We start from the raw sequence: 24,087 nt of genomic DNA on the forward strand, positions 1-24,087 counted from the left end.
CCTTCAACTTCACCCCGATATTACCTCCGATTTGATTTGTACATTTTGCGGAAATGCTTGCAACCGCAGAGTGGTGAATTCGATCTATACACGTCGTTTTCCAATTTTTAACGCTAATCTTTTACGTTAAAAACCTTGGTTACGGGCAATGGTAAATAGATCGGGGAGCAGGTCGATTCAGGGGGTATTGTCTTCCCAGCGATCGAGAAATGCTTCGATCGGCATAGCCTGCATGTCGGGGATTGCGCGGGCCAGTCTCTCGGGCGCCCAGTCCCACCAGGCAAGCGCCTCGATGCGTGTCGCGACCGCGGCGGAGAAACGCCGGCGCAGCGGCTTTGCCGGAACGCCGGCGACGATCGTGTAGGCCGCGACGTCATGCGTCACCACGGCATTGGCGCCAATGACGGCGCCATTGCCGATCGCGATGCCCGGCATGATGACCGCGCCATGACCGATCCAGACATCGTGGCCGACACTGACCGATTTTGCCTGTCGGCGCGCACGGAATTCGGTATCGACGCCGAGCCAGCGGAAATACTCGTTCGGCCGGTAGCTGACCTTGTGCTGCGTCAGCCGCTCGATCGGGTGCTCGAGCGCGTTGATGCGGCTATTCGCGGCAATCGAGCAGAACTTGCCGACCGTCGTGTAGATCGCCTCGCAATGGCGTTCGAAATAAGAAAAGTCGCCGACGCTCACCTCGCGCAGGATCACCCGCTCGCCGATCGAGGCATAGCGGCCGAGCTTGCATCCCTTCAGCTCCGCGGTCGGATGGATGCGCGGCTCGGGGTCCTTGAGGACGAGGTTTTCAGGACGGTCCATAAGGGGGCTTTACGCCGGCAGGGACGGCCCCGCAAGCGTGACCTGCCCTCGGCAAGCCTTATCGGGCTATTGCGGCTTACCCTTGGTCCACACCACGTTCTGGCCGTAAAGCGGCACCGTCGTGACCGACATCTTCGCCGAGCCGTTCTGCACCTGGCGCGAATGCGACAGATAGATCAGCGTCTCGTTCTTCTTGTCGTAGATGCGGTTCACCACCTGCTTCTTCCAGATCAGGCTGAGGCCCTGCTTGAACACCTCTTCGCCGCCCTCGCTCATGTCGATGTCGCCGACGGTGATTGGCCCGGTCTGGCGGCAGGAGATCGAGGAATCGGAAGGATCCTCGAACCAGTTGCCCTTGTGCAGCCGGTCGATGATGCTGCGGTCGAAATAGGCGACGTGGCAGGTGACGCCGTCAACCTTCGGGTCCTTGATGGCGTCGATCATGATGTCGTTGCCGACCCAGTCGACACCCACTTTACCCACCTCGTCAGCCATGGCCGCGCCGGCGCTGAGGACAAGACATGCGGCGAACAAGCCGATCAGTTTTCGCAAAGGTTGCCTCCTCGGTTGGCGTTTTGCCGATGTCAGGTGGGACAGGATCGTGGCGTTTGCAAGCCGCCGATGACTTACAACGAGCCTATACCTGTCGGAAGGCCAGCATCTGCCGCAGCACGTTTGACTTCAGCACGAAGTGCTGGACGAGCGCGCCGGCCACATGGAGCAGCACAAGATAGAGCAGCACATTCTTGCCGACGACATGCACGAAACCCGCGCCAGGCACCTGCAGGAACCACGCCGCGGCGCCGGAAAGCGGCACGATGAAGATAAGCGCGTAGATCACCAGATGCGTTGCCCTGGCGAGCAGCCGCAGCGCCGGATGCTCCATCCCCGACACCGGCGGGACGCCGCGCATTGCCCGCAGCCACAGCCGCCAGGCGGCGAGCACCAGCACCGCAAGGCCGAGCACGACATGCATATAGGCGAGCGGCCAATCGCCGGCGGCGGCTTCCTGCCCACGCCGCAGCGCGCGCCACACATGCTCCATGCCGTCATGGGCAACGAACTGGACCAGGATGAGCGCCGCGATGCTCCAATGCAGCCATATCTGGGTCTTCGAATAAGATGTCGGCGCGCCGGCCATCGGGTTACTCCATCACCAAAGTCTACGGAACATAGTTGTGAAGCCAAACCGTTCAAATTAAGGATCGGTAAGGCTCCGCGCCGCGATCCGCCTGCCCGGCCGCTTGCGGCAACGCGACATCTTTGCGCCCACGGCGCCGACCCGTTAAGACTGTCGCCAAACTGGCTTTCAGCCTGAGCAATGGCGACGGACATTCACTGATGATGCGTTCAATCCTGATCGGCATTCTCGTCCTCATGGCGGCGGGAATCGGCTGGCTGACATTCGACTGGTACCGGGGCCATTACGGCGGCGAGCCCTTCGGCGCGCCCTTCACCCTGGTCGACCAGAAAGGCGCGCCGATCACCGAGGCCGCCTTCAGGGGCCACCCGAGCGTGGTGTTCTTCGGCTTCACCCATTGCCCCGAAGTCTGCCCGACGACCCTGTTCGAGCTCGCCGGCTGGCTGAAGACGATGGGCGACAGCGGCAAGAACCTCAACGCCTATTTCGTCACCGTCGATCCGGAGCGTGACACGCCGGAGACGATGAACACCTATGTCAGCAACTTCTCCGACCGCATCACCGGCATCACCGGCGATCCGGACAAGGTGCATGCCATGGCCAAGGCCTTCGGCATCTACTGGAAGAAGGTCGACACCGGCGACGGCGACTACACGATGGACCACACGGCCTCGGTGCTGCTGCTCAACGCCAAGGGCGATTTCGCAGGAACCATCGCCTATGGCGAGAGCGCCGACACCGCCATCGCCAAGCTGAAGCGGCTGGCAGCCGGTGGCCAAACCTGATGGCGCAGACCAGGCTCCACCTCATCGCCAACAAGGTCGAGGCCGACCGCATCTTCGCGGCGCTTGACGCCGCCTTCGAGGAGGACGGCCTGCCGCTCGCCGTGCTGGAGCTCGATGAGGAAAAAGACATCCACGAAGTGTCGCTCTATGCCGATGGCGACGTCGATTCCGTCGAGGCGCAGGTCACGGATATCCTCGCCGGTCTCGGCCTGCCGAAGGCCGTCGAGCGCGAGGTCCTTCCCGATGTGGACTGGGTGTCGCGCTCGCTGGAAGGGCTGAAGCCGGTGCGCGCCGGCCGCTTCCTCGTCCATGGTTCGCATGACCGCGCCAAGCGCCACGCCGGCGACCTCGCCATCGAGATCGAGGCAGGCCTTGCCTTTGGCACCGGCCATCACGGCACCACGGCCGGATGCCTCGAAATGCTGAAGCAGGTTGTGCTGCGCGAGCGGCCGCGCAACGCGCTCGACCTCGGCACCGGCAGCGCGGTGCTCGCCATCGCGCTGGCCAAGCTCGCACATATCCCGGTGCTCGCGACCGACATCGATCCGGTCGCCGTCCGCGTCGCCGCGGCCAATGCCCGCCTCAACCATGTCAAGGCGCTGGTCGAGACGGTGACGGCGCCGGGCTTCCACAACCCGATCTTCGCCAGGCGCGCGCCTTTCGACCTCATCGTCGCCAACATCCTGGCCCGGCCGCTGATGCGGCTGGCGCCGGAAATGGCCAGGCACGTCAGGCTCGGCGGCTCGCTGGTGCTCTCCGGCATCCTCGACCGGCAGCGCGACGCGGTGATCTCGGCCTATGTCGGGCAGAGCTTCCGCCACGTCCGCACGCTCCACCGCGAGGGCTGGGTGACCATCCACCTCAAGCGCTGAGGCCGGGTTGCATCCAGCCGATCTGGCCCTGCCGAAATCGATTCCGGTTTTCAAGATCATGCGCTACGGTCGCCGCAAGAGCATGATCCCGAAAAGTGGGAACCGGTTTTCGGAGAAAGATCATGCTCCAACAAAGAGTTAGATCGTGAGGGCTATTCAACGAAACGCCATCGCGATCTATCCACTCGAGGGAGCCAAAAATGTTCCAGACCTTTGATTCCGCTGGTGATCCGGCCGTCGGCAAGCCGCGTGTGGCGTTGCTGCGGCAATGGCTGGCCGAGAACGGCCTGGATGGCTTCCTTGTGCCGCGCGCGGACGAGCACCAGGGCGAATATGTCGCCGATCGCTCAGCGCGGCTGAAATGGCTGACCGGCTTTTCCGGTTCTGCGGGCGTCGCGATCGTGCTGCGCGACCGCGCCTTCATCTTCGTCGACGGCCGTTACACGCTGCAGGTGCGAAATGAGGTTGATCTCTCGATCTTCACCGTCGAAAGCCTCATCGACAATCCGCCGGCCTCCTGGATCAAGGACAATCTCGGCAAGGGCGCAAGGATCGGCTTCGACCCGTGGCTGCACACGATCGGCGAGATCAAGGCGCTGAAGGCGTCGGCCGAGCAGTCCGGCGCGACATTGGTGCCGCTCGACAGGAACCCCATCGACATCATCTGGAAGGACCAGCCGGAACCGCCGCGCGCGCCGGTCGAGATCCACCCGCAGAACCTTGCCGGCGAACTCGCCAAGGATAAGCTGGCGCGGCTGGCGAGGGCGATCGAGAAGGATGGCGCGACCCATGCGGTGCTGACCGATCCCTCGTCGATCGCCTGGGCCTTCAACATCCGTGGCGGCGACGTGCCGCATACGCCGCTGGCGCTCGGCTTTGCCATCCTCGCCGCCGACGGCAAGCATCAGCTGTTCATGGACCAGCGCAAATTCTCGCGGCAAGTCGCGGCCTATCTCACCCAGCTTGCCGATCCGCACGATCCAGGCGAGTTTGAAGCCGCGATCATCGAGCTCGCCAAGGGGGGCGCCAAGATCGCGCTCGATCCCGTGCTGGCGGCGGAGAAGCTCCGCATGCTGGTCGAGGACAATGGCGGCAAGGTCGTGCTGGCCGCCGACCCGGCGCGCATTCCCCGCGCCACCAAGAACCAGGCCGAGATCGCCGGCAGCCGCGCCGCGCATCGCCGCGACGGCGCGGCTGTCGCCAAGCTGCTGTGCTGGCTCGACCGCCAACCGCCTGGCTCACTCGACGAGATCGCCGTCGTCACTAAGCTTGAGGAAGTGCGCCGCCAGACCGGCGAGGAAACGCAGATGCCGCTGCGCGACGTCTCCTTCGACACGATTTCCGGCGCCGGCCCGAACGGCGCCATCATGCATTACCGCGTCTCGCGCGCCACCAGCCGCAAGCTTGAGAGCGGCGAGCTGTTCCTGCTCGATTCGGGCGGCCAATATCAGGACGGCACCACCGACATCACCCGCACCGTGCCGATCGGCCAGCCGACCGAGGAGATGCGCGAGCGCTTCACGCTCGTGCTGAAGGGCATGATCGGCATCTCGACGCTGCGCTTCCCCGCCGGTACGCGCGGCTCGGAAATCGACGCCGTTGCCCGCATGGCGCTGTGGAAGCATGGCTGCGACTTCGCCCATGGCACCGGCCACGGCGTCGGCTCCTATCTCGCCGTGCATGAGGGGCCGCAGCGCATCGCCCGCACCGGTACCGAAAAACTACTGGCCGGCATGATGCTGTCCAACGAGCCCGGCTACTACAAGGAAGGTGCCTACGGCATCCGCATCGAGAACCTGATCCTGGTGACGCCGGCGGAGCCGGTCGAGGGCGGCGACATCGCCATGCACGCCTTCGAGACCCTGACGCTGGCGCCGATCGACAAGCGGCTCATCCGCACCGATCTTCTGACGCGCGATGAGTTGCACTGGCTCGACCAGTATCATGCATGGGTGCTTGCCGAGATCGGCCCGATGGTGGACGGCGAAACGCTGGCCTGGCTGGAGAAGGCGACCGCACCGCTGCCGCACGACGCCAAGATCTGAGATGAGCTTCTTTCTCCCCGTGAACGGGGAGAAACGCCCGGCAGGGCAATGAGGGGCGCCGGCATTCCCAATGATTGCCGGAATTCCTACCCCACAAACTGCCGTGCAATGATCAGCACCGCCGCGCCGGCCAAGAACATCGCCATCAACCCGCCGCGCAGCGAGACCAAAGCAGTGACGATCAGTGCCGCCCATTCGGCGGGCCCGGCGCCAAGCACTGCCGGCGCGACCAGCGTGGTCAGCACCGCGGCCGGCACGGCGTTGAGCCCGGCTTCGACGCGCGGATGGATATTCTCGAAGCGCGAGATGACCAGATGCCCGCCGATGCGGGTCAGATAGGTGGCGATCGCGCCGGCGAGGATGATCCAGAAGGTCGTGCTCACGGCCGCTCCCCTATTCCGCTGTGATGCGGCGGCAGGATCACCGCCAGCAGCACGCCGGCGATGGCGCCGATCGAGACATGCCAGGGAGAGCCGACGGTTCTGTAGGCGATGATCGATGCGGCCGCGCTTGCGGCGACGACTGGCAGCCACAGCGGCCGCTTGCGGAAACCGAGGACGAGGCCGAGGAAATAGATCGGCAACAGGAAATCGATGCCCAGCGCATGCGTATCCGGGATCATCTTGCCGAACACCGCGCCCAACCCGCTTTCGATCACCCAGAACACGTAAACCGGCAGGCCAAGCCCAAGATACCAGACAAACCCGACCGGTTTGCCCGACACGGCCCTCGCCTCGGCCACGGCGAATTGCGGGTCGGTCAGGATGAAATAGCCGGCGGCCTGCTGCAGCAGCGGCCAATGCGCGATGCGCCGGCCGATCCCGGCCGAATAGAGCACATGGCGGAAATTCACGGCGAAGATCGACAGCACGATCAGCCACGGCGCGACATGCTGGCCGAACAGCTCGATGCCGACCATTTGGCTCGCGCCGCCATAGATCATGGCGCTCATCAGGAATGCCTCGAGCACCGAGAAACCATTGTCGACGGCGATCGCGCCGAACAGGATCGCGAACGGCGCCGAGGCGACGACCACCGGCATCGACAATCGCACGCCGTCCCAGAAATCCCCGCCGGTCCTGCCCTCAGAAATTGCTTCCGCCGCCATCAGCCGCTCCCAATGCATGCCCCCCAGAAGTGCGCAGCGGTTCTGGGACAACGACATGCATCAACAAAAAGACTTGAGACGCGTCGCCTGAATCCGTTCAGCGCGACGCGCTTCAAGTGCGGTCTGATTTAGGGAGCGTCGCCCTCAATGTCACACCAATTCGCTTGACCCAGCGATCAGCGGAACTGATCGCCGAGTTGCGAAGCGGCGGAAATTTCCACCCGCCTCAGCTGACGAAGTAGCGCTGCCACTCGAAGTCGGTGATATGCGAGGCCTGCCAGGCATCGAAGGCCGCCTGCTCGGCGCGGCGGCTTTCGGCGTAGTTGTCGCGGAACGCTTCGCCGAACGCCTCGGCGCAGAAATCGGATGCGGCGAAGGCTTCAATGGAAGCATCCAGCGTACGTGGCAGCTTCGGCTTGTCGAGGTTGGCGAGGTTGCTCGTCACCGGCGCCTCGAGCGGCAGGTTCTTCTCGATGCCTTCGCAGCCGGCCGCCAGGATCGCGGCGATCGAGAGATAAGGATTGACGTCGGCACCGGGCGCCCGGTGCTCGAACCGGCAGGCGGCATCGTTCGGCGTGGTGATGGCGCGGATCGGCGCGGTGCGGTTCTCGAAGCCCCAGGCGACGTCTTCCGGCGACCACGCGCCGCGATCGAAGCGGCGGTAGGAGTTGACCGTCGGCCGGAAGAAGATATGCGTCTCCTGCATGCGGTTGAGGACGCCGGCGAGGAATTTCTCGGCGACCGGCGTCAGCCGGTTCGGTCCGGCCGCGAAGGCCGGCTTGCCGTCCCGCCACAGGCTGACATGATGGTGCGCGCCGCAGGCGCTTTCCTTGCCCGGCGGCTGGAAGCGCGTCATGAAGGTCGCCACCAAGCCACGCTCGGCGCACAGCTCGCGCAGATGCAGCTTGGCGCGCATCGCGGCATCCGCCGCCGCGAGAGCGCTCTTCGGCGTCAGCGCGTATTCATACATGCCATAGCCATATTCGGTGACCAGCGAGGCGACGCCGATGTCGATGCTCTTCATGCGGGTGATGAACTCGGCGGCGAAATCCTGGTATTCGCCGCTGCGCACGAGGTCGTAGTTGATCAGCGAATGGCCCCAGGGCTTCAACTCGCGATAGCGGCCGGCGCGCATCAGATCATGGTCGGCGTGGAAAATGCCGAACTCGTATTCGAGGGCGAATTTCGGCTCGTAGCCAAGCGCCCTGGCACGCTCCTCGACGCGCGCCAGCACGCCGCGCGGGTCATACGGACAGACGGCGCCGTCCAGCATGAAGGAGCGCGTGATGGCGGACGCGAATTTCGGCTTCCAGCCATGCTGCACCACCGTATCGGGGTCGATGATGCCCTTGATGTTGGGAAAGCCGTTCTCCTCATTGGCGCTCGGCGAGGCGAAGGCGACATCGCCCGTCGGCTGGCCGTCGCCATGCGTGACGCAATAGAGGATGGCATTGATCGACTCGCCGGCTGTGGAAAGCTTCAGCGGCGCGATCTTGGAGCGTACAACGCCCGACGTGTCGACCGTATGCACCTCGACGAACTCGACGCCGCGCGACGCAAGCTCTGCCTGCAGCGCCTCGAGCTTCGGCGCATACGCCGCCACCCTGTCCTCGAATTCCACGTTCAACCCTCCACCAGGAAATGACTGAGCTATTTGGCGTTGCGCCGCAACAGGAGCGACACAAGCTCGTCGAGCTCATGCCGGCCGCTGATGCCGCTCGGCCGGAATGCCATGCAAAACACGATGACCACGCCGAGCGCCACGCCCGACAGTCCAAGCAGCTGCGGCATCTGGATACCCGCGACGGTCACGCCGGACTCGATGCTGCGGATGAATTCCAGCCCGATCGAAAGCACGATGACGCCGGTGACCGCCCCCGTCACCGTCGCCATGCCACCGAGGATCAGCATCGCCAGCGTGTTGAAGATCATCTGGAAGTAGAAAAGTTTCGGACTGATCGTGCCGGCGAAATAGGCGTAGAGCACGCCGGCAAGGCCGCAGATCAGCGCCGACAGCACCCATGACATGAGCCGCAGTTTCTTCGCATCGATGCCGAGCGCCGCCGCAGCCTGCGGGCTCTGCGCGCTGGCGCGCAACTGCAGGCCCCAGCGGCTGTCCTTGAACAGCCGCGCCGCCACGATCGCCAGCACCGCGAACACCAGCATCCACGGCAGGCCGACCACTTTCGGGATGCCGAAGAAAGCCTGGTTGCCCTTGAACAGATCGGTCCAGTTGAGGAACACCGAATGGACAATGATGAGCAGCGCCAGGCTGACGATGGTCGCCGCGACCCCAGACAGCCGGCTGATCACCTTGCCGCTGACCAGCGCCACGATGCCGACGACGACGAGCGCGACAAGCGCCGACGAAACCGGATCGAATTCAAGCGTCGCAAAGCCGAACGGGGCGTTGGGGATCGACAGCTTCTTCATGGCAAGAGGCGTCGACAGAATGGCGACGCCATAGGCGCCGAGGCCGACGAAGGCGCTGTGGCCGAGATTGGCGATGTTGGAATTGCCCATGAACACCTGCAGGCCGACCACGACAATCAGGTTCACGAAGGCGCCGAGCGCCAGGAAGGTGTAATAGGTCGGCGCGAAGTTCAGCACCAGGAGCCCGATCGCCAGCACCGGCAGCGCCGTCACCAGCCCGCCGATCAGCGAGCGGACCAGCGCATTGTTGGATCGCGCCGCGCCGGTCGGAGCCGCCATCTGGTCGACCGCTTGCGAGAGTTCGGAGCCTGCCACGTCAGATCTCCCCGCTCTAAATCTCTTTGTCGCCGAGTTCGATGCGCTGGCCGAGCAGGCCTTCCGGCCGGTAGACGAGCAGCGCGACGATGATCGCGTAGGTGAGCGCGTCCCGGAAGCCCGCATATTCCTGCGGCAGCGCGACGAGCAGGCCGACTTCGATGAAGCCGAGCAACATGCCGCCGACAGCGGCACCCGGCAGCGAACCGAAGCCGCCGATGACGCAGGCGACGAAGGCCTTCAGCACCAGGCCGAAGCCGAGATCGGGTGAGACGCTGCCGCGCCGTGCCAGGATGAAGACGGCGGCGATGCCCGCCAGCGCGCCCGAAATCGCAAACGCCGTGGCAATCACCCGGTTTGCCTTGATCCCCATCAGCCGCACGGTGGCGAAGTCGCGCGAGGCGGCGCGGATGGCGAGCCCGAGAGTCGAGCGGTTAAGGAAGAGCACGAGCGCAAGGATGGTCAGGCCCGAGACGATAAGCTCCATCACCTGCAATGACGATACGGCGAAGGGACCGACAAACCACATCTGGTTGAGGCCGTTGAGGACCGAGACCGACTGCGGCTTGGGCGAGATCAGAAGCATGAAAAGGTTCTGCACCACGATCGACACGCCGAAGGCGGTGAGCAATCCGGTCGTGGTCGGCGCGTAGCGCACCGGCCGGAAGGCGACACGCTCGAACACGACCGCCGCGAGCGCCGCCATGCCGACGGCAAGCAGTACCGCGACGAAGGGCGAGGTCAGCCCGAGCGCGGCAGCCAGGAACACGCTGTAGGCGGAGACGCCGATGATCTCGCCATGGGCGAAATTGACCAAGCCCATGATCGAGAAGACGACGGCTAGCCCGAGCGCCACCAGCGAATATTCCGCGCCGAAGGCGAGCGCGTTGAGGAGTTGCTGCAAGGCGTAATCCATCGCCGCCTACCCGCCGATATAGAGGTTGAACAGGCCGTGCTCGTCGGCGAGCCTGGCCGGCGGTCCGTCATAGCGCAGCGTGCCCGAGCTCACGACATAGACGCGGTCGGCGAAGCGCAGCGCCTGCTTCGCGTTCTGCTCGACCACCAGCAGCGTCAGCCCTTGCGCCTTGAGCTCGCCGATGAAGTCGAAGATGCGCGCCACGATCTTGGGCGCGAGCCCGAGCGACGGCTCGTCGAGCAGCAACAGCTTCGGCCGCGACATCAGCGAACGGGCGATCGCCAGCATCTGCTGCTCGCCGCCCGAAAGCGTGCCTGCCGCCTGGCCGTAGCGCTCGGACAGCACCGGGAACAGGGACAGGAACCGCTCGATGTCCTGGCGCACACCGGCGGGGTCGCGCCTTGTCGCCGCCCCCAGCCGCAGGTTCTCGCCGACACTCAGGTTGGCGAAGATGTGCCGGCCTTCTGGCGTCGAGGTCAGCCCGGCGCGAATGCGGTCCTCGGTGCGGACATGCGAGATGTCCTTGCCGTCGAGCACGATACGCCCCGAGGCTGGCGTGACCAGCCCGGTCAGCGCGTTGATGGTCGAGCTCTTGCCGGCGCCGTTGGGCCCGAGCAGGGCGACAAGCTCGCCCTGTCCGACCTCGAGCGACAATTCACGCACCGCCATGACGGCGCCATAGCGCACGACAAGCTTCTCGACCTTCAGCACGTGTCCCTGCCTCGCTTTAGTTCAGCGCCGGAACGAAGGTCGGCGGCGTGTCGGTGATCAGCACCCGCTTGCCGTCGGCAAAGCCCATCACCGGCACGGCCTTGACCGGATAGCCCTTCTTCTCGGCGAAGGAAATCGTCGGCGCCGTCGTGCCCGGATATCCGCCAGGCGCGCGGATCGCCTCGCGTAAGGCGGCGGGGTCGACGGTGCCGGCCTTTTTCGCCGCTTCGTAGCTGATCTGCACCATGTCGGCGCCGAGCGCGTCGAAGATGCCGTTGATCTTGTAGCCGTCGGCCTTGCACTGGGCGAGGAACTTGTCGATCGGGCCATCGACGCCGGTCGCGCCATGGGTCGCGAACATCACCTTTTCCAGCGATTTCGGATCGCCGACCGTGCCTTCCAGCGATTTGTCGTCGAAGGCGTCGCAGCCGGTCACCCAGCCTTCATAGCCGTTGGCGCGCAATTGCCGGATCAGGATGCCGACATCTGGCAGCACGGCGCAGATATGGATCGCGTCCGGCTTCTGCGGCAATGCCTTGATCGAGGCGATCTGCGGCGACCAGTCGGTGGTGCCGTAGGAATAGTTGAATTTGCCGACCACCTTGCCGCCGAGATGCTCGAACACCTCGCCGAACCACTCCGGCAGCTTCTCCGAGTAGGAACCGGCATCGGGCGACACCATCAGCGCGACGGTCCGCGCGCCCTTGCCGTAAAGCGCGTTGGCGGTGGCCGAGGCATTGATCGGATCCGGCACGGCGCCGGCAATGAAGTTGTCGAGCCCGGCCTGCTGCATCTCGAGCTGCGTGTTCGGTGCCGAGAACACCGTGGCGCCATAAGGCTGCGCGGTCTGCGCCATCGGGATCAGCGCGTCCGGGAACGGCACGCCGGTGATGATCTGCGCGCCGGCGTCGAGGAATTTCTGGCCGAGCGAGACCGAAAGCTGCGGATCGGAGCGGTTGTCCTCGATCATCAGCTCGACTTTGGGATCGTTCGCGCTTGAGGCCTTGTTGAGCTTGTCAGCCATGCAGCGCGCGCCCTCGGCCTCGCTATAGGGCGCGTAGGCCCCGGTCATGGCGACCGCAAGCCCGATCTTCAGATCGGCCGCGCCCGCATGCCCGGCCTGCAGCAGCCCCGCGGTCAGCACCGCGGCTCCCAGCAAAATCTTTTCCATTCTACCCCTCCTTCCTCTCATTGCGGTTGTTCTTCCGGGCCTTCAGGCCGTCTCCGACTGCCCGACATAGACCTCGACGACGCGCGGATCGCGCCACACGTCTTCCGTCTCGCCCGAAGCGATCACCTGGCCCTGGTCCATCACGCAAAGCCGGTCGCAGAGCCGGTTGATGAAGCGCAGGTCGTGATCGATGACGATGGTCGCGCAGCCGACGTCGCGACGGATGCCTTCGATCGCCATCGCCAGGGTCTCCGACTCGGCCTCGTTCAGACCGGCCGCCGGCTCGTCGAGCAACAACAGGGACGGTCCCAACGCCAGCGCGCGGGCGATCTCGAGCCGGCGCTGGCTGCCATAGGGCAGCGTTCCGGCCGGGCTGTCGGCGAAGCCTGCGAGCTCATATTGCTGCAGCAGCTGATCGACGCCGATGCGCCTGGCGGCATCGGGGCGCACGGCGCGGCAGGTGATATGCGCCACCTCGACGTTCTGGCGGACGGTCAAATCCTTGAACAGCCTGATGGTCTGGAAGGTGCGGCCGACCCCTGCCCGCGCGCAATGCTCCGGGCCGCGGCCGGTGATCTCGTCGCCCGCCAGGCGAACGCTGCCGCTGTCCGGCTTGAGCACGCCCGAAATGGCGTTGACGAGGGTGGATTTGCCGGCGCCGTTCGGACCGATGAGACCGAGGATCTCGCCCGCCTCACAAGTCAGCGAGGCGCTGCGCAAGGCCTGCACGCCGCCGAATGTCTTGCTGACTGCCTCAACCGACAGCATCGGTCATCTCTCCCATTCCCGGCCGCTGGCTGTTCTCCTGTCGGTCGGTCAAATGGATGCTAGTCTCCCGACTTTTCCATAACAAGTATTTTTTTCCATTTTAGAAAAATTCTTGAACGGAAAAGCTGGGGCTCGTCGGTCAGACGCCTGCTCGTGGCGGCAGCCCGTCGCGCGGCACCGTGTTCGACATCAGCATGATGACGGGCTCGTCGCCGAGCGCCACATAGGCGTGCTGCATCTCGCCGTCGAACAGGATGCTGTCGCCGGGCTGCAGCACGGTCGGGTCGTAGTGGAGCGTGTGCAGTTGCAGGCTGCCGCTCAGCACATGAATGAACTCCTCACCCGAATGGCTGCGCCACCCGCCGTTTTCCTCGAAGGTTCTGGCGCACAGCGTGACGCGCCAGAAAATATTGGTCTTGTCGCGGAAATCGCTGCACAAGACCTCGAATTCCATGGCGTTGCCTTCATGCAGGATGCCGCTGCCGGCGCGCGTGATCGAGCGGCGCGCCTGCGGCCCGGGCTTCGGGCTGAACAGGAAGGAGGCCACCGGCACGTGCAGCACGCCGGCGATCATCAGGGCGATATCGACGGTCAGCCTTGCCTTGCCGTTCTCCAGCTTCGAGAGCTGCGAAACGGAAAGGCCTGAGCGCTCGCTGAGATCGCGCAAGGTGATGTTCTGCTGCTTGCGCGCATCGCGGATCTTGCTGCCCACATTGCCTTGCATCGTCCACGCCCTTGGCTGTCGTGTTTCCAATTCGACAAGCTCTAACGGCGCGCCCTTCGAGCGTCCAGTCTTCAGACGGCTACGGTTGATTGCGGCCATAGGGATATCGCGACGGTAGTAAAGGCAGCCTCGAGGACGCGGCTGATGCGTTCCAATGTTTCCGGATCGGTAAGCAGGTCGTTGCGCACCTCGAGATAGAGGCAGGGCCGGCCCTGCTGCAGCCCGTGCCGTTTCAGCGTGTAGCCGACGGCCTGGCGCCAGTCGTAAGGTTCGTTGTCGCCGATCCTGAAGCCAGCCTCCGTGCCCTGGGCCCGGAGCGTTTTCAGCGCCGAGTTGACGAAGGGTGACTGTTCCCGCCACAGCACGCCGATGTCGACATTGCGTTTCACCCCGCCCATCACCGGCGTGAAGGAATGCACCGAGATCAGCGCGCGCCTGCCGGCGGCGGTTTCGATGATCGCCCGTTCGACCGGCGCCCAGGCGACGAGCTTGCGCAGCCTCGCATCCGCCGCATCCACCGCCAGATTGCCCGGCACCGGGATGCCGCCGAGATCCGGCCGCATGAAGTCCCATTCCTCGGCGGGGCGGTTGTAGTCGAGGAACAGCCGCGAATAGCGCGCGATCACGGCCGGCGCCCGCAGCGTTCGCGAGAGCCGCCGCGTCAGCGCATCGACACCGATGTCGACCGCGAAATGCGTGCCGAGATAGGGCTCCGCCAGGCCAAGGTCGCGCCACGGCGCCGGCACGACGTTGCCGGCATGTTCGGCGATCAGGAGATAGGGGTTGGCCGAATCCGGCAGCAACCGCTCCACGCCGGCCGCCGCAAGCGCCGCGACGGCCGCGTCGCCAAGCTCTTCAAGGCCACGCACGGCCGGACGCCCCCGGCGGTCAGGCGATGACGGAGCGGACATGGTAAGCCTTCGCCGCCGTTGCTTCGATCAGGCCGGCGCGTCCGTTGGTGCGGCCGAGGCCGGAATTCTTGATGCCGCCCCAGGGCAGATATAGGTCGGCATGATCGCAGCGGTTGAGATAGACCGTGCCGGCTTCGACCTCGTCGAGCAAGGCCACGCCGCGCTCGACATCGCGCGTCCAGATCGAGGCGCTCAAGCCGTAGTCGCTGTCGTTCATCAGCCGGATCGCCTCGTCGTCGCCGCCGACCGCCTGGACGCAGGCCACCGGCCCGAACAGTTCGTCGCGCATGATCTGCATCGTATGGTCTACGCCGGTCAGCACCTCCGGCGCGACGTAGGCGGTCCCGAGGCTTGCCGCCTTGAGCGCGCCATCCTGCGGCATCAGGCGCTTCGCCCCTGCCCACACCGCGCTTTCGGTGAGGCCGCGGATGGTGTCGGCCGCGACCGCGCGCACCACCGGGCCGACCATCGGCTTTTCGGCGATCGGATGGCCGATCCCCCATTTCGCCGTCTCGGCGACCAGCGCCTCGACGAAGCGGTCGTGAATCAGGCGATCGACATAGATGCGCTCCACCGAGCAGCAGGACTGGCCGGCGTTGGAATAGGTGCCCTCGGCGATCAGCGGAACCGCCGCATCGAGGTCGGCGTCGGAGCGCACATAGGTCGGATCCTTGCCGCCGAGCTCGAGATGCACCTGGGTGAAGGTGCCGGCCGCTGCCGCATGCACGCGCCGGCCGCCGTTGACCGAGCCGATGAAATTGACGGCGTTGAAGACGCCGGATGCGATCAGCCGTTCGGCGTCCGGATGATCGAGGTGCAGGCTCTGGAACACCCCTTCCGGTCCGCCGGCCGCACGGAAGGCCTCCTCGGCAAGCTCCGCGACCAGCGGCGTCTGCGGCGAGTGCTTGAAGATCACCACATTGCCCGCCGCAAGCGGCGACGTGACCAGATAGCCGAGCATGGCGGTCGGGTAGTTCCAGGCGCAGATCGACAGATGCAGGCCGCCGGCCATTGGCTTGGCGTAGCGGCGGATGTTCTCGTCCGACGGATAGGGCATGTCGGCCAGCGTCTCCGGCGCGGCGCACGCAAGCAGCTCGCCGATCAGTGCCAGGCGCGGCGTCTCGTCGGCTTGCCACAACGGCCTGCCGATTTGCCATGCCACCGCCTCGGCGAGGGGCGTCGAGCGCGCTTTCATTTCCTCGCCGAAGCGCAGAAGGATCGCCAGACGCTCGGCCAGCGGCGCGCGCCGCCAGCCCGGCAGCGCCGCGCGGGCGCGAGCGACCGCAGCCTCGATCGCGGCCCCATCGGCATAGGCGCGGGTGGCATAGATCGAGCCGTCGACAGGAGAGGTCACCGAAAAGGTCCGCGCGCCGGAATGCAGGTTCATGGTTTTGGAATCCACCCGAAAAGGAAGCTGTCGATCGCGGCACGATATCGCGATTTTCCATTTTGGCAAATTTTTTCGAATACGGCTTGATGGATTTTTTATCGGCCCCTATTGTCCCGCCATCGCGCCATGGCGCCAACATCAGGAGGGGTGACGGATGATCGTCTTTGATTTCACCGGCAGGCACGCGGTGGTGGCCGGTGCCGGCGGCGGCATGGGTGAAGCGATCGCGCTTGCCCTGCTCGATGCCGGCGCTTCCGTCACCGCCATCGACGTCAAGACGCGTCCGGCCTCGCTTGCCAGATATGACGATCGGCTGACCTTCGCCCAGGGCGATTTGACCGACGCCGTCTTCGTCGAAGAGGTCATCGGCTCCGCCGGCCGCGAGCGCGGCGGCATCGATTATCTCGCCAATGTCGCCGGCGTGCTGTGGTTCGGCCGCGACAAGTCGGCGCTCGACATGGATCTCGGGGTCTGGGACGACGTCTTCAACATCAACCTGAAATCCTTTGTGCACACGGCGCGCGCGGTGGTTCCGCATATGCGCGCCGGCGGGCGTGGCGGCGCCATGGTGCATTTCTCGACCATCCAGTGGTATCGCGGCGATCCGAACCCGCAGGACGCCTATCAGGCCTCGAAGGCCGGAGTGTGTGCGCTGTCCAAGTCGCTCGCCATGCAGCTTGCCGCCGAGCGCATACGCTCGAACGCGATCTGTCCCGGCATGGCGCTGACGCCGCTGCAGGCGCGCTGGGACACTGAGGAGAAGCGCGCCGCCGTTGCGAGCTATGCGCCGCTCGGCCGCATTGGCACGCCGCAGGACATGGCCAATGCCGCCCTCTTCCTGCTCTCCGACGCCGCGAGCTATATCACCGGCATCGAGCTCCCCGTCGATGGCGGCCTGCTGATGCGGATGTAGGACTCGGGCCTCGGACGGCTGAGACCAAATAGGTCAGGCCGCCGCGGTTGTCCCCTGGATCGCCCTGCCCCAGTCAAGCAGCGGCTTGGCGCGAAGCGTGAAGCCGACGAGATCGTCGACCAGCGCCGGCGAATGAATCGTCGCCGGATCGATGTCGTGCCTGACCACGAAATGCCGGTTGCGCACCGCTTGGGCGAGATCCTCGTCGCCGACATCCTCGAAACCGCGCGGTGCCCGCTTCAGGCGATCCTCCGCATCGAGCTCCAGGCCGGCCTTCTTGAGCGATGAGACCATGGCCCGGAACGCAGCCGGTTTGGTCACGATCGCCTTGCGCATCGCCTGCAGCAGTTCGGGCGCCGGCTGCCACCAGGCAACGCCGGCGAAGCAGCGCTCGAGCCCGATATGCACATAGAAGACGCCCTGCTCCATCTTGGTGCCGTCGGGCGAGAGAATCGCCGAGAGGTGCCGGTTGTAGGGCCGCTTGTCCTTGGAGAAGCGCACGTCGCGATTGATGCGGAACAGAGACCTCTTGCGGTCGCCGCGCAAGCCAAGCTTGGCCGCCTCGAAGCGTTCGCTGAGCGTCTCGACCAGATCGCAGAACGGCCCATGCAACTCGCTGTCGAAGAGGTCGCGGTTCTCCTGGAACCATTCCCGGCTCTGGTGGAAATCGAGCGCCTTCAGGAACGGGATGGCCTTTTGCCCAAACCCTTTGAACGCGCCCGTCATCAGCCGCCCCTGCCGATGCGCCGCAGCCAAGTGTCCTCGTCGATGACCTCGATGCCGAGATCGCTCGCAACTTTGAGCTTCGAACCGGCGCCGGGACCTGCCACCACCAGGTCGGTCTTGGCCGAGACCGAGCCCGCCACCTTGGCGCCGAGCCGCTCCGCCATCGCCTTGGCTTCCGAACGCGTCATCTTTTCCAGCGAGCCGGTGAACACCACCGTCTTGCCTGAGACCTCGCTGCCGGCCGAGATTTCCACGACATAGGGTTTCGGGTGGACCTGGGCGAGCAACGCATCCAGCACGTCGTCATTGCGCTCATTGCCGAAGAAATCGCGCAGCGCGTTGATCACCGTGTCGCCGATGCCGTTGATCGATGGGAAGACGGTATGCGGATCCTCCGCCTTTGCCGTCTCCTTGCCGATCCGGATGAGCTCCTCGATGGTCGAGAACTGGCGGGCAAGGACGGCCGCCGTCGTCTCGCCGATATGGCGGATGCCGAGCGCGAAGATGAAACGGTCGAGCTCCGGCTCGCGCCGCGCGTCGATGGCGGCGAAGAGTTTGTCGAGGCCTTCATAGTTGCGCTCCTCGACGCTGCGCACATTCTTGCGCGTCTTGCCTGAAGCTTCCTCGCGCAGCCGCGCCTGCTCTTCCCGCCGCTCGGCCAACGCCCTGGTGACCGCCGGACGGCGATCCTTCAGCGTGAAGATGTCGGCGGCGGTCTTCACCAGCCCCGCATTGAAGAACAGGTCGATGTTCTCCGCGCCGAGGCCCTCGATGTCGAGCGCGCCGCGCGACACGAAATGGCGCAGCCTTTCCACGGCCTGCGCGGCGCAGATCAGCTCGCCTGTGCAGCGGCGGCGCGAATCCTCCTTGCCCGTCTTCTCGTTGATCTCGCGCGTCGCCGGCGAGCCACAGACCGGGCAGGTATGCGGGAATTCGTAAGGCACGGCATTGGCCGGCCGCTTGTCGATGACGACGCTGACGATCTGCGGGATGACATCCCCTGCCCGCTGGATCACCACCGTGTCGCCGATGCGCACGTCGATGCCGTCGCGGATTGGCTGGCCGTTGCTGTCGAAGCCTTTGATGTAGTCTTCATTGTGCAGCGTGACATTCTCGACCACCACGCCGCCGACGGTCACCGGCGCCAGGCGCGCCACCGGCGCCAGCGTGCCGGTGCGTCCGACCTGGATGTCGATCTTCTCGACCGTCGTCATCGCCTGCTCGGCCGGAAACTTATGCGCGACGGCCCAGCGCGGCTCGCCGGTGACGAAGCCCCAGCGGCGCTGCAACTCGAGCTGGTCGACCTTGTAGACGACGCCGTCTATGTCGTAGCCCAGCGAGGAACGCTGCTCCTCGATCCGGTGGTAGTGCGCGATAAGTTCGTCGATCGATTTCGCCCGCACCATCAGCGGGCTGACCTTGAATCCCCATTCCTTGAACTTCTGCACGGAATCGTACTGGGTCGGAGCCGGATCCGCTGTCGTATAGCCCCAGGCATAGGCGAAGAATTTGAGATTGCGGCTTGCGGTGACCGACGGGTCCTTCTGGCGCAGCGATCCGGCCGCCGTGTTGCGCGGATTGACGTAATCCTGGCCGCCTATAGCCGCCGAGCGCTGCTTCAGCGCCTCGAATTCGGCATAGGTCATGTAGACCTCGCCGCGGATCTCGATGACCTCCGGCCAGCCCGAGCCCTGCAGCTTCTTCGGGATGTCCGCAATGGTCTTGAGATTGGCGGTGATGTCCTCGCCGACCGTGCCGTCGCCGCGCGTCGCGCCCTGCACGAACACGCCGTTCTCATAGCGCAGCGAGGCCGACAAACCGTCGATCTTCGGCTCGGCGGTGAAGGCGATGTCGAGGTCCTTGTCGCGGTCGAAGAAGCGTCTTCCGCGCTCGATGAAATCGGCGACGTCCTGGTCCGTGTAGGCCTTGGCGAGGCTGAGCATCGGCACCGCGTGGCGGACCTTGGCAAAGCCTTCCGCCGGCGGCGCGCCGACCCGGCGCGACGGCGAATCCTCGCGCACGAGATCGGGGAAGCGCGCCTCGATCGCGAGATTGCGCCGCGCCAGCGCGTCATACTCGGCGTCGGAGATCGTCGGCGCGTCCTCGGTGTGATAACGCCGGTCGTGCTCGGCGATCTCCGTCGCGAGCCGCTTCAGCTCCTCCGCGGCCTCGCTTTCGCTCAGCGATTCGACTGGTTTTTCCGACATGGAACGCGGTCCTCGATCAATGCATGTCGCCCAAAAGTGTCGTGCGGTTTTGGGATAACGACATGCATAAAACAACAACCCAAGCGCAGCGCGCTTGGCGGCGGGCCACTATAAATCAGGATTCGCCGGCATGAAGTCGGCTTGCGCAAAAATCATTCCCGAACAGCAAGATGCAGCCATCTGCTGACTCAACCTGCCAGCGCCCAGAAATCTCAGGCCGCGGCTGTGTTCTCGCGCAGCAACCTTTCCGCCGCGGCGCGCGCCTCGTCGGTGATGACAGCGCCGGCCAACATGCGCGCGATCTCTTCCTGGCGCGCGGCGCGGTCCATTTCGGCGATGCCGGTGGCGACACGGTCCTTGCCGCCGGATTTCGAGATCAGGAAATGCGTCGCGGCGCGTGCCGCCACCTGCGGCGCATGCGTGACCGAAAGCACCTGCACACGCTTCGAGAGCCGAGCCAGCCGCTGACCGATGGCGTCTGCCACCGCCCCGCCGACGCCGGTGTCGATCTCGTCGAATACGAGCGTCGGCGCCGAGCCGCGATCAGCGAGCGCCACTTTGAGCGCCAGCAGGAAGCGCGACAGCTCGCCGCCCGAGGCGACCTTCATCATCGGCCCCGGCCTGGTGCCCGGATTGGTCCGCACCCAGAATTCGACCTGGTCGATGCCCTCTTCCATGCGGCTTTCGGCATCGCTTCCCATCTCGACGATGAATTCGGCCCGTTCGAGCTTCAGCGCCGGCAATTCCGCCATGACAGCCTTGGTCAGGCCCGCAGCCGCCGCGTGGCGCAGCGACGAGAGCTGCGCGGCGGAGATATCGTAGGCCTCGCGCGCCGCGGCGGCCTGCTTCTCCAGCGCATGCAGCCGCTCCTCGCCGGCATCGAGGTCGGCGAGATCGGCCACCATCGTGTCGCGCAACTGCGCCAGCTCGTCGACCGCGACATTGTGTTTGCGCGAGGCGGCGCGCAGCGCGAAAAGCCGCTCCTCCGCCTTCTCCAGGCGCTGCGGATCATATTCGGTCGCCCGAAGCGCGGCTTCCACGCCGGACTGCGCGGCATCGAGCGAGATCATCGCCTCGTCCAGCGACTTCACCACGTCGTCGAGCAGGCCCGGCGCTTCGCCCGACTTGCGCTGCAGCCGGCGCAACAGGCTGGCAAGCTGCGGCAAGGGCGAGGACGGCCCCGACAGCACATCCTGCGCATCATGGATCTCGGCGGCGATCTTTTCCGCGCGCATCATCGTCGCGCGCAACTCGGCCAGGTCGGTCTCTTCCCCAGGCTGCGGATCGAGTTTCGCGAGCTCGGCCACGGAAGCACGCAGGTAATCGGCCTCGCGCGCCGCCGCCTCGACCTTGGCGCGGTGGCGGGAAAGCTCCTGCTCGCAATTCCGCCAATAGCGCCAGGCTTCGCCCGTGCCGCGCACGGCGCCCAGATGGCCGCCGAAACTGTCCAGCAACTCGCGATGCGCGCCGGGATCGACGAGCGCGCGCTCGTCATGCTGGCCATGGATCTCGACCAGCGCGCGGCCAACATCGCGCATCAGCGTGACGCTGGAAGGCTGGTCGTTGACGAAGACGCGGGTGCGGCCGTCGGCCGTCTGCACGCGGCGCAGAATGATGTCGCCATCGTCCGCGATGTCGTTTTCGGCGAGCAGCGCGCGCGCCGGATGGTTGCGCGGCACGTCGAACACGGCAATGACCTGGCCCTGCGTGGCGCCATGGCGGACGAGCGAAGCATCGCCGCGTGCGCCGAGCGCCAGCGATAACGCATCGAGCAGGATGGATTTGCCGGCGCCGGTTTCGCCGGTCAGCACCGAAAGCCCAGGCAGGAAGTCGATGTCCAGCTTCTCGATCAGGACGATATCGCGGATCGACAGTCTGGACAGCATCGCAAGCTTCAGGCGCCGGTGATCATCTTCCCGGCCTTGGAGATCCACGAACCGGCATTTTCGCGCGGCTCAAGCCCGTTGCTCTGCAGGAGCTTGTAGGAATCCTTGTACCACGGACTGTCCGGATAATTGTGACCAAGCACCGCCGCGGCCGTCTGCGCTTCCGAGGTCAGGCCCATCGCATAATAGGACTCGGTCAGGCGCGCGAGCGCCTCCTCGACATGGCGGGTGTTGGAATAGGTTTCGACCACGGTGCGGAAGCGCTTGACGGCGGCGATGTATTCGCGGCGCTCGAGATAATAGCGGCCGATCTGCATTTCCTTGCCGGCGAGCTGGTCGTTGGCGAAGCGGATCTTGTCCTTGGCGTCGGCCACATATTCGGAGTTCGGCCAGCGCGTCACCAGATCCTGCATGGTCTGGATGGTCTGGCGCGCTTCCTTCTGGTCCTGGGTGACGTCCTTGATCTGCCGGTAGTAGCTGAGGCCGATGATGTATTGCGCGTAAGCCGCGTCGTCGGTCGACGGATAGAGCGTCAGGTAGCGTTTCGCGGTTCCGATCGCCTCGTCGTAATTGCCGGCGCGGTAGTCGGCGAAAGCGCCCATCACCATCGATTTGCGCGCGAATTCCGAATAGGGATGCTGGCGATCGACGGCGTCGAACTTCTTGCTCGCCTCGTCGAGGCGGCCGGCATTCATGTTGGCCAGGCCCTGGTTGTAGAGAACGTCGGCCGGTTCGGTCTGGTCGACATAGGTCGCCAGGTTGACATCCTTCTCGGAGGACATGCAGGCCGACAGCACGAGCGCGGGAGCAACCACCGACAGCGCCAGCAAAACACCACGACGCGGCGCTACCGATTGACCAACTCGCGAAAAAAACATGTTTGGATTCCGCCCCTTCGGCGTCGTTTCGGTCCGGGCCGAACCCTTAAACCATTATCCCCTTGCCCGGCAACGCTATGTCCGGCCAATCGCACATTTTTGTGGCGGGCCCGCCCTACGCCCAAGCTTGTGCAATTTCAGCGATTCGTGATGCAATCCTGCAACACAAGTCCGCCCTACAAAGCCAGAAAACGGTTAAAAATCAGATCACCCAGGGTGCATAGACCGGCCGGCTGACGGCGATCATCTCGGCGACTCGGCCGCGCTCGCGGCGCCGGGTCTCGACGATCTCGAAGGCCGTGTGGTCGGAAAGCAGCCGGCGCAACGCGGACGCGTTCATCCGGTGGCCGCCGCGATAGGAGCGGAAGCAGCCGATGAAGCGCGCGCCGGCCAACGCCAGGTCGCCCATCGCATCCAGCGTCTTGTGGCGGGCGAATTCATTGGGATAGCGCAGCCCGCCGACATTGATGACGCGGTTGTCGTCGCCGATGACCAGCGAGTTCTCCAGCGACGAGCCGAGCGCGTAGCCGGCGGCCCAAAGCCTCTCGACGTCCTTCATGAAGCCGAAGGTCCGTGCCCGCGCGATGTCGCGGCGGAAGATATCGGGATTGATGTCGGAGGCGAATTGCTGGCGGCCGATCGCCGGGCTTTCGAAATCGATCTCGACCTCGAATCGCGTGCCGTCATAAGGGCGGAACTCCGCCCAGGACGCCCCGGCTTCCACACGCACCGGCTTGACGACGCGGATATAGCGGCGCTTGACCGCCAGCGTCTCGATACCGGCCTGGTCGAAGGCTTCGACGAAAGCCATGGCGCTGCCGTCGAGTATCGGGACTTCCGAACCGTCGATCTCGATGATGAGATTGTCGATGCCGAGGCCGAACACCGTGGCCATCAGATGCTCGACTGTGCCGATATGCTCGCCCGCCGGATCGCCGAGCATGGTGCAAAGATCGGTTGCGCCGACTTCGGCGACCAGGGCGCGGAGCTCGCGGGTCTGGCCGCCATTCGAAAGATGGAAGACGATGCCGGTGTCGGCATCAGCAGGGAGGAAATGAACGGTGACGGATTTGCCGCTATGGACGCCGATGCCAGTCAGCGTCGCGCGCGATTTCACTGTGGTCTGATAGTCGTGCAAGAGTAACCCCATAGCCCCAAATGCCTGCGTCCGCTCTATCGGCCTTGGGTATCTTGCAGCCAGGTGATGGCCTGGCTTTCGCATAGGATGCGGCAAAATAAGCAAGAGCATGCGGCTCTGTGTGGTCGGCAGGCAGGGCTACTCCCCGAATCCCGGCTAACCGACTTTAGTCCGTGGCGAAGATAATGGCCCGTCCGGGAGACTCCAAATCACGGTTTCTTACCCCGTGT

Annotated in this window: 22 protein-coding genes and 1 pseudogene; 4 read left to right on the forward strand and 19 right to left on the reverse strand. The window is 65.0% G+C overall.

Features of this window, described 5'->3' with window-relative positions:
* Window positions 1-177: 177 nt before the first annotated feature.
* The 3 genes from MJ8_RS21295 to MJ8_RS21305 form a co-directional block, all read right to left on the reverse strand.
* Window positions 178-819 carry a DapH/DapD/GlmU-related protein gene (locus MJ8_RS21295; protein WP_201410710.1) on the reverse strand — a complete coding sequence of 214 codons (642 nt, stop codon included), beginning with the start codon at window positions 817-819 and terminating at the stop codon, window positions 178-180.
* Window positions 820-885: 66 nt separating this feature from the next.
* Window positions 886-1,314 (reverse strand): CreA family protein, encoded by a 429-nt coding sequence (locus tag MJ8_RS21300; RefSeq protein WP_201415521.1) that lies wholly within the window; start codon window positions 1,312-1,314, stop codon window positions 886-888.
* A gap of 142 nt (window positions 1,315-1,456) precedes the next feature.
* Window positions 1,457-1,960, reverse strand: a complete 504-nt coding sequence (locus MJ8_RS21305) for a cytochrome b (RefSeq protein WP_201410711.1) — start codon at window positions 1,958-1,960, stop codon at window positions 1,457-1,459.
* Window positions 1,961-2,160: 200 nt separating this feature from the next.
* Between MJ8_RS21305 and MJ8_RS21310 the strand changes: the two genes are divergently transcribed.
* The 3 genes from MJ8_RS21310 to MJ8_RS21320 all read left to right on the forward strand — a co-directional run bounded on the left by MJ8_RS21310 (window position 2,161) and on the right by MJ8_RS21320 (window position 5,662).
* On the forward strand, window positions 2,161-2,745 hold the full coding sequence (locus MJ8_RS21310) for an SCO family protein (RefSeq protein ID WP_073985492.1): 585 nt from the start codon (window positions 2,161-2,163) through the stop codon (window positions 2,743-2,745).
* Entirely contained in the window at window positions 2,745-3,617 is an 873-nt protein-coding gene (locus MJ8_RS21315) for a 50S ribosomal protein L11 methyltransferase (protein WP_201410712.1), read from the forward strand. Before MJ8_RS21310 ends, MJ8_RS21315 begins: the two co-directional genes overlap by 1 nt.
* Before the next feature lie 200 nt (window positions 3,618-3,817).
* Window positions 3,818-5,662 carry an aminopeptidase P family protein gene (locus MJ8_RS21320; protein WP_201410713.1) on the forward strand — a complete coding sequence of 615 codons (1,845 nt, stop codon included), beginning with the start codon at window positions 3,818-3,820 and terminating at the stop codon, window positions 5,660-5,662.
* An 86-nt stretch (window positions 5,663-5,748) separates the two neighbouring features.
* Here the strand turns inward: MJ8_RS21320 and MJ8_RS21325 are convergent, their stop codons facing one another.
* From MJ8_RS21325 to MJ8_RS21375, 11 genes and pseudogenes are all read right to left on the reverse strand, one after another.
* A complete protein-coding gene (locus tag MJ8_RS21325) occupies window positions 5,749-6,045 on the reverse strand; it encodes an AzlD family protein (RefSeq protein WP_140751223.1) in 297 nt (98 codons plus the stop codon).
* Entirely contained in the window at window positions 6,042-6,770 is a 729-nt protein-coding gene (locus MJ8_RS21330) for an AzlC family ABC transporter permease (RefSeq protein WP_201410714.1), read from the reverse strand. The genes MJ8_RS21325 and MJ8_RS21330 overlap by 4 nt, the downstream gene beginning before the upstream one ends.
* 226 nt (window positions 6,771-6,996) lie before the next feature.
* Entirely contained in the window at window positions 6,997-8,391 is a 1,395-nt protein-coding gene (locus MJ8_RS21335) for a glutamine synthetase family protein (RefSeq protein WP_201410715.1), read from the reverse strand.
* 29 nt (window positions 8,392-8,420) lie between these two features.
* Window positions 8,421-9,518, reverse strand: coding sequence for a branched-chain amino acid ABC transporter permease (locus tag MJ8_RS21340; protein WP_225247982.1), 1,098 nt, complete (start codon window positions 9,516-9,518; stop codon window positions 8,421-8,423).
* Window positions 9,519-9,534: 16 nt separating this feature from the next.
* Window positions 9,535-10,434 (reverse strand): branched-chain amino acid ABC transporter permease, encoded by a 900-nt coding sequence (locus MJ8_RS21345; RefSeq protein ID WP_201410716.1) that lies wholly within the window; start codon window positions 10,432-10,434, stop codon window positions 9,535-9,537.
* 6 nt (window positions 10,435-10,440) lie between these two features.
* Window positions 10,441-11,145: an ABC transporter ATP-binding protein gene (locus tag MJ8_RS21350; protein ID WP_127250304.1), complete on the reverse strand. Its 705-nt coding sequence runs from the start codon at window positions 11,143-11,145 to the stop codon at window positions 10,441-10,443.
* Window positions 11,146-11,161: 16 nt separating this feature from the next.
* A complete protein-coding gene (locus MJ8_RS21355; protein ID WP_201410717.1) occupies window positions 11,162-12,316 on the reverse strand; it encodes an ABC transporter substrate-binding protein in 1,155 nt (384 codons plus the stop codon).
* A 42-nt stretch (window positions 12,317-12,358) separates the two neighbouring features.
* A pseudogene (locus tag MJ8_RS21360) lies at window positions 12,359-13,024 on the reverse strand (ABC transporter ATP-binding protein); the annotation flags it as partial.
* Window positions 13,025-13,223: 199 nt separating this feature from the next.
* A complete protein-coding gene (locus tag MJ8_RS21365; RefSeq protein ID WP_201410719.1) occupies window positions 13,224-13,808 on the reverse strand; it encodes a helix-turn-helix domain-containing protein in 585 nt (194 codons plus the stop codon).
* A gap of 71 nt (window positions 13,809-13,879) precedes the next feature.
* A complete protein-coding gene (locus MJ8_RS21370) occupies window positions 13,880-14,677 on the reverse strand; it encodes an N-formylglutamate amidohydrolase (RefSeq protein WP_201410720.1) in 798 nt (265 codons plus the stop codon).
* A gap of 19 nt (window positions 14,678-14,696) precedes the next feature.
* On the reverse strand, window positions 14,697-16,106 hold the full coding sequence (locus tag MJ8_RS21375; protein WP_201410721.1) for an aldehyde dehydrogenase family protein: 1,410 nt from the start codon (window positions 16,104-16,106) through the stop codon (window positions 14,697-14,699).
* A gap of 157 nt (window positions 16,107-16,263) precedes the next feature.
* Here MJ8_RS21375 and MJ8_RS21380 point away from each other — a divergent pair, with 157 nt between their 5' ends.
* Window positions 16,264-17,022, forward strand: a complete 759-nt coding sequence (locus MJ8_RS21380) for an SDR family NAD(P)-dependent oxidoreductase (protein WP_201410722.1) — start codon at window positions 16,264-16,266, stop codon at window positions 17,020-17,022.
* Between the two features lie 33 nt (window positions 17,023-17,055).
* Here MJ8_RS21380 and MJ8_RS21385 read toward each other — a convergent pair whose 3' ends face one another.
* The 5 genes from MJ8_RS21385 to lpxC all read right to left on the reverse strand — a co-directional run bounded on the left by MJ8_RS21385 (window position 17,056) and on the right by lpxC (window position 23,869).
* Window positions 17,056-17,748, reverse strand: coding sequence for a DUF2461 domain-containing protein (locus MJ8_RS21385; protein WP_201410723.1), 693 nt, complete (start codon window positions 17,746-17,748; stop codon window positions 17,056-17,058).
* Window positions 17,748-19,955: an NAD-dependent DNA ligase LigA gene (ligA, locus tag MJ8_RS21390; protein ID WP_201410724.1), complete on the reverse strand. Its 2,208-nt coding sequence runs from the start codon at window positions 19,953-19,955 to the stop codon at window positions 17,748-17,750. The genes MJ8_RS21385 and ligA overlap by 1 nt, the downstream gene beginning before the upstream one ends.
* A gap of 212 nt (window positions 19,956-20,167) precedes the next feature.
* Complete coding sequence (gene recN / locus MJ8_RS21395) at window positions 20,168-21,841, reverse strand: DNA repair protein RecN (protein WP_201410725.1); 1,674 nt, start codon at window positions 21,839-21,841, stop codon at window positions 20,168-20,170.
* A gap of 8 nt (window positions 21,842-21,849) precedes the next feature.
* A complete protein-coding gene (locus MJ8_RS21400; RefSeq protein WP_201410726.1) occupies window positions 21,850-22,719 on the reverse strand; it encodes an outer membrane protein assembly factor BamD in 870 nt (289 codons plus the stop codon).
* 202 nt (window positions 22,720-22,921) lie between these two features.
* Window positions 22,922-23,869, reverse strand: coding sequence for a UDP-3-O-acyl-N-acetylglucosamine deacetylase (lpxC, locus tag MJ8_RS21405; RefSeq protein ID WP_201410727.1), 948 nt, complete (start codon window positions 23,867-23,869; stop codon window positions 22,922-22,924).
* Window positions 23,870-24,087: the final 218 nt, after the last annotated feature.

Source organism: Mesorhizobium sp. J8, assembly GCF_016591715.1.
Classification (GTDB): Bacteria; Pseudomonadota; Alphaproteobacteria; order Rhizobiales; family Rhizobiaceae; genus Mesorhizobium.

Bases quoted from the DNA above. Each gene is read 5' to 3' on its own strand.
- MJ8_RS21385 (WP_201410723.1), bottom strand. From the start codon at position 17,748: ATGACGGGCGCGTTCAAAGGGTTTGGGCAAAAGGCCATCCCGTTCCTG.
- MJ8_RS21365 (WP_201410719.1), bottom strand. From the start codon at position 13,808: ATGCAAGGCAATGTGGGCAGCAAGATCCGCGATGCGCGCAAGCAGCAG.
- MJ8_RS21375 (WP_201410721.1), bottom strand. From the start codon at position 16,106: ATGAACCTGCATTCCGGCGCGCGGACCTTTTCGGTGACCTCTCCTGTC.
- MJ8_RS21400 (WP_201410726.1), bottom strand. From the start codon at position 22,719: ATGTTTTTTTCGCGAGTTGGTCAATCGGTAGCGCCGCGTCGTGGTGTT.
- ligA (WP_201410724.1), bottom strand. From the start codon at position 19,955: ATGTCGGAAAAACCAGTCGAATCGCTGAGCGAAAGCGAGGCCGCGGAG.
- MJ8_RS21320 (WP_201410713.1), top strand. From the start codon at position 3,818: ATGTTCCAGACCTTTGATTCCGCTGGTGATCCGGCCGTCGGCAAGCCG.
- MJ8_RS21380 (WP_201410722.1), top strand. From the start codon at position 16,264: ATGATCGTCTTTGATTTCACCGGCAGGCACGCGGTGGTGGCCGGTGCC.
- MJ8_RS21300 (WP_201415521.1), bottom strand. From the start codon at position 1,314: ATGGCTGACGAGGTGGGTAAAGTGGGTGTCGACTGGGTCGGCAACGAC.
- MJ8_RS21305 (WP_201410711.1), bottom strand. From the start codon at position 1,960: ATGGCCGGCGCGCCGACATCTTATTCGAAGACCCAGATATGGCTGCAT.
- MJ8_RS21345 (WP_201410716.1), bottom strand. From the start codon at position 10,434: ATGGATTACGCCTTGCAGCAACTCCTCAACGCGCTCGCCTTCGGCGCG.
- MJ8_RS21355 (WP_201410717.1), bottom strand. From the start codon at position 12,316: ATGGAAAAGATTTTGCTGGGAGCCGCGGTGCTGACCGCGGGGCTGCTG.
- MJ8_RS21295 (WP_201410710.1), bottom strand. From the start codon at position 819: ATGGACCGTCCTGAAAACCTCGTCCTCAAGGACCCCGAGCCGCGCATC.
- recN (WP_201410725.1), bottom strand. From the start codon at position 21,841: ATGCTGTCCAGACTGTCGATCCGCGATATCGTCCTGATCGAGAAGCTG.
- MJ8_RS21310 (WP_073985492.1), top strand. From the start codon at position 2,161: ATGATGCGTTCAATCCTGATCGGCATTCTCGTCCTCATGGCGGCGGGA.
- MJ8_RS21330 (WP_201410714.1), bottom strand. From the start codon at position 6,770: ATGGCGGCGGAAGCAATTTCTGAGGGCAGGACCGGCGGGGATTTCTGG.
- MJ8_RS21315 (WP_201410712.1), top strand. From the start codon at position 2,745: ATGGCGCAGACCAGGCTCCACCTCATCGCCAACAAGGTCGAGGCCGAC.
- lpxC (WP_201410727.1), bottom strand. From the start codon at position 23,869: ATGGGGTTACTCTTGCACGACTATCAGACCACAGTGAAATCGCGCGCG.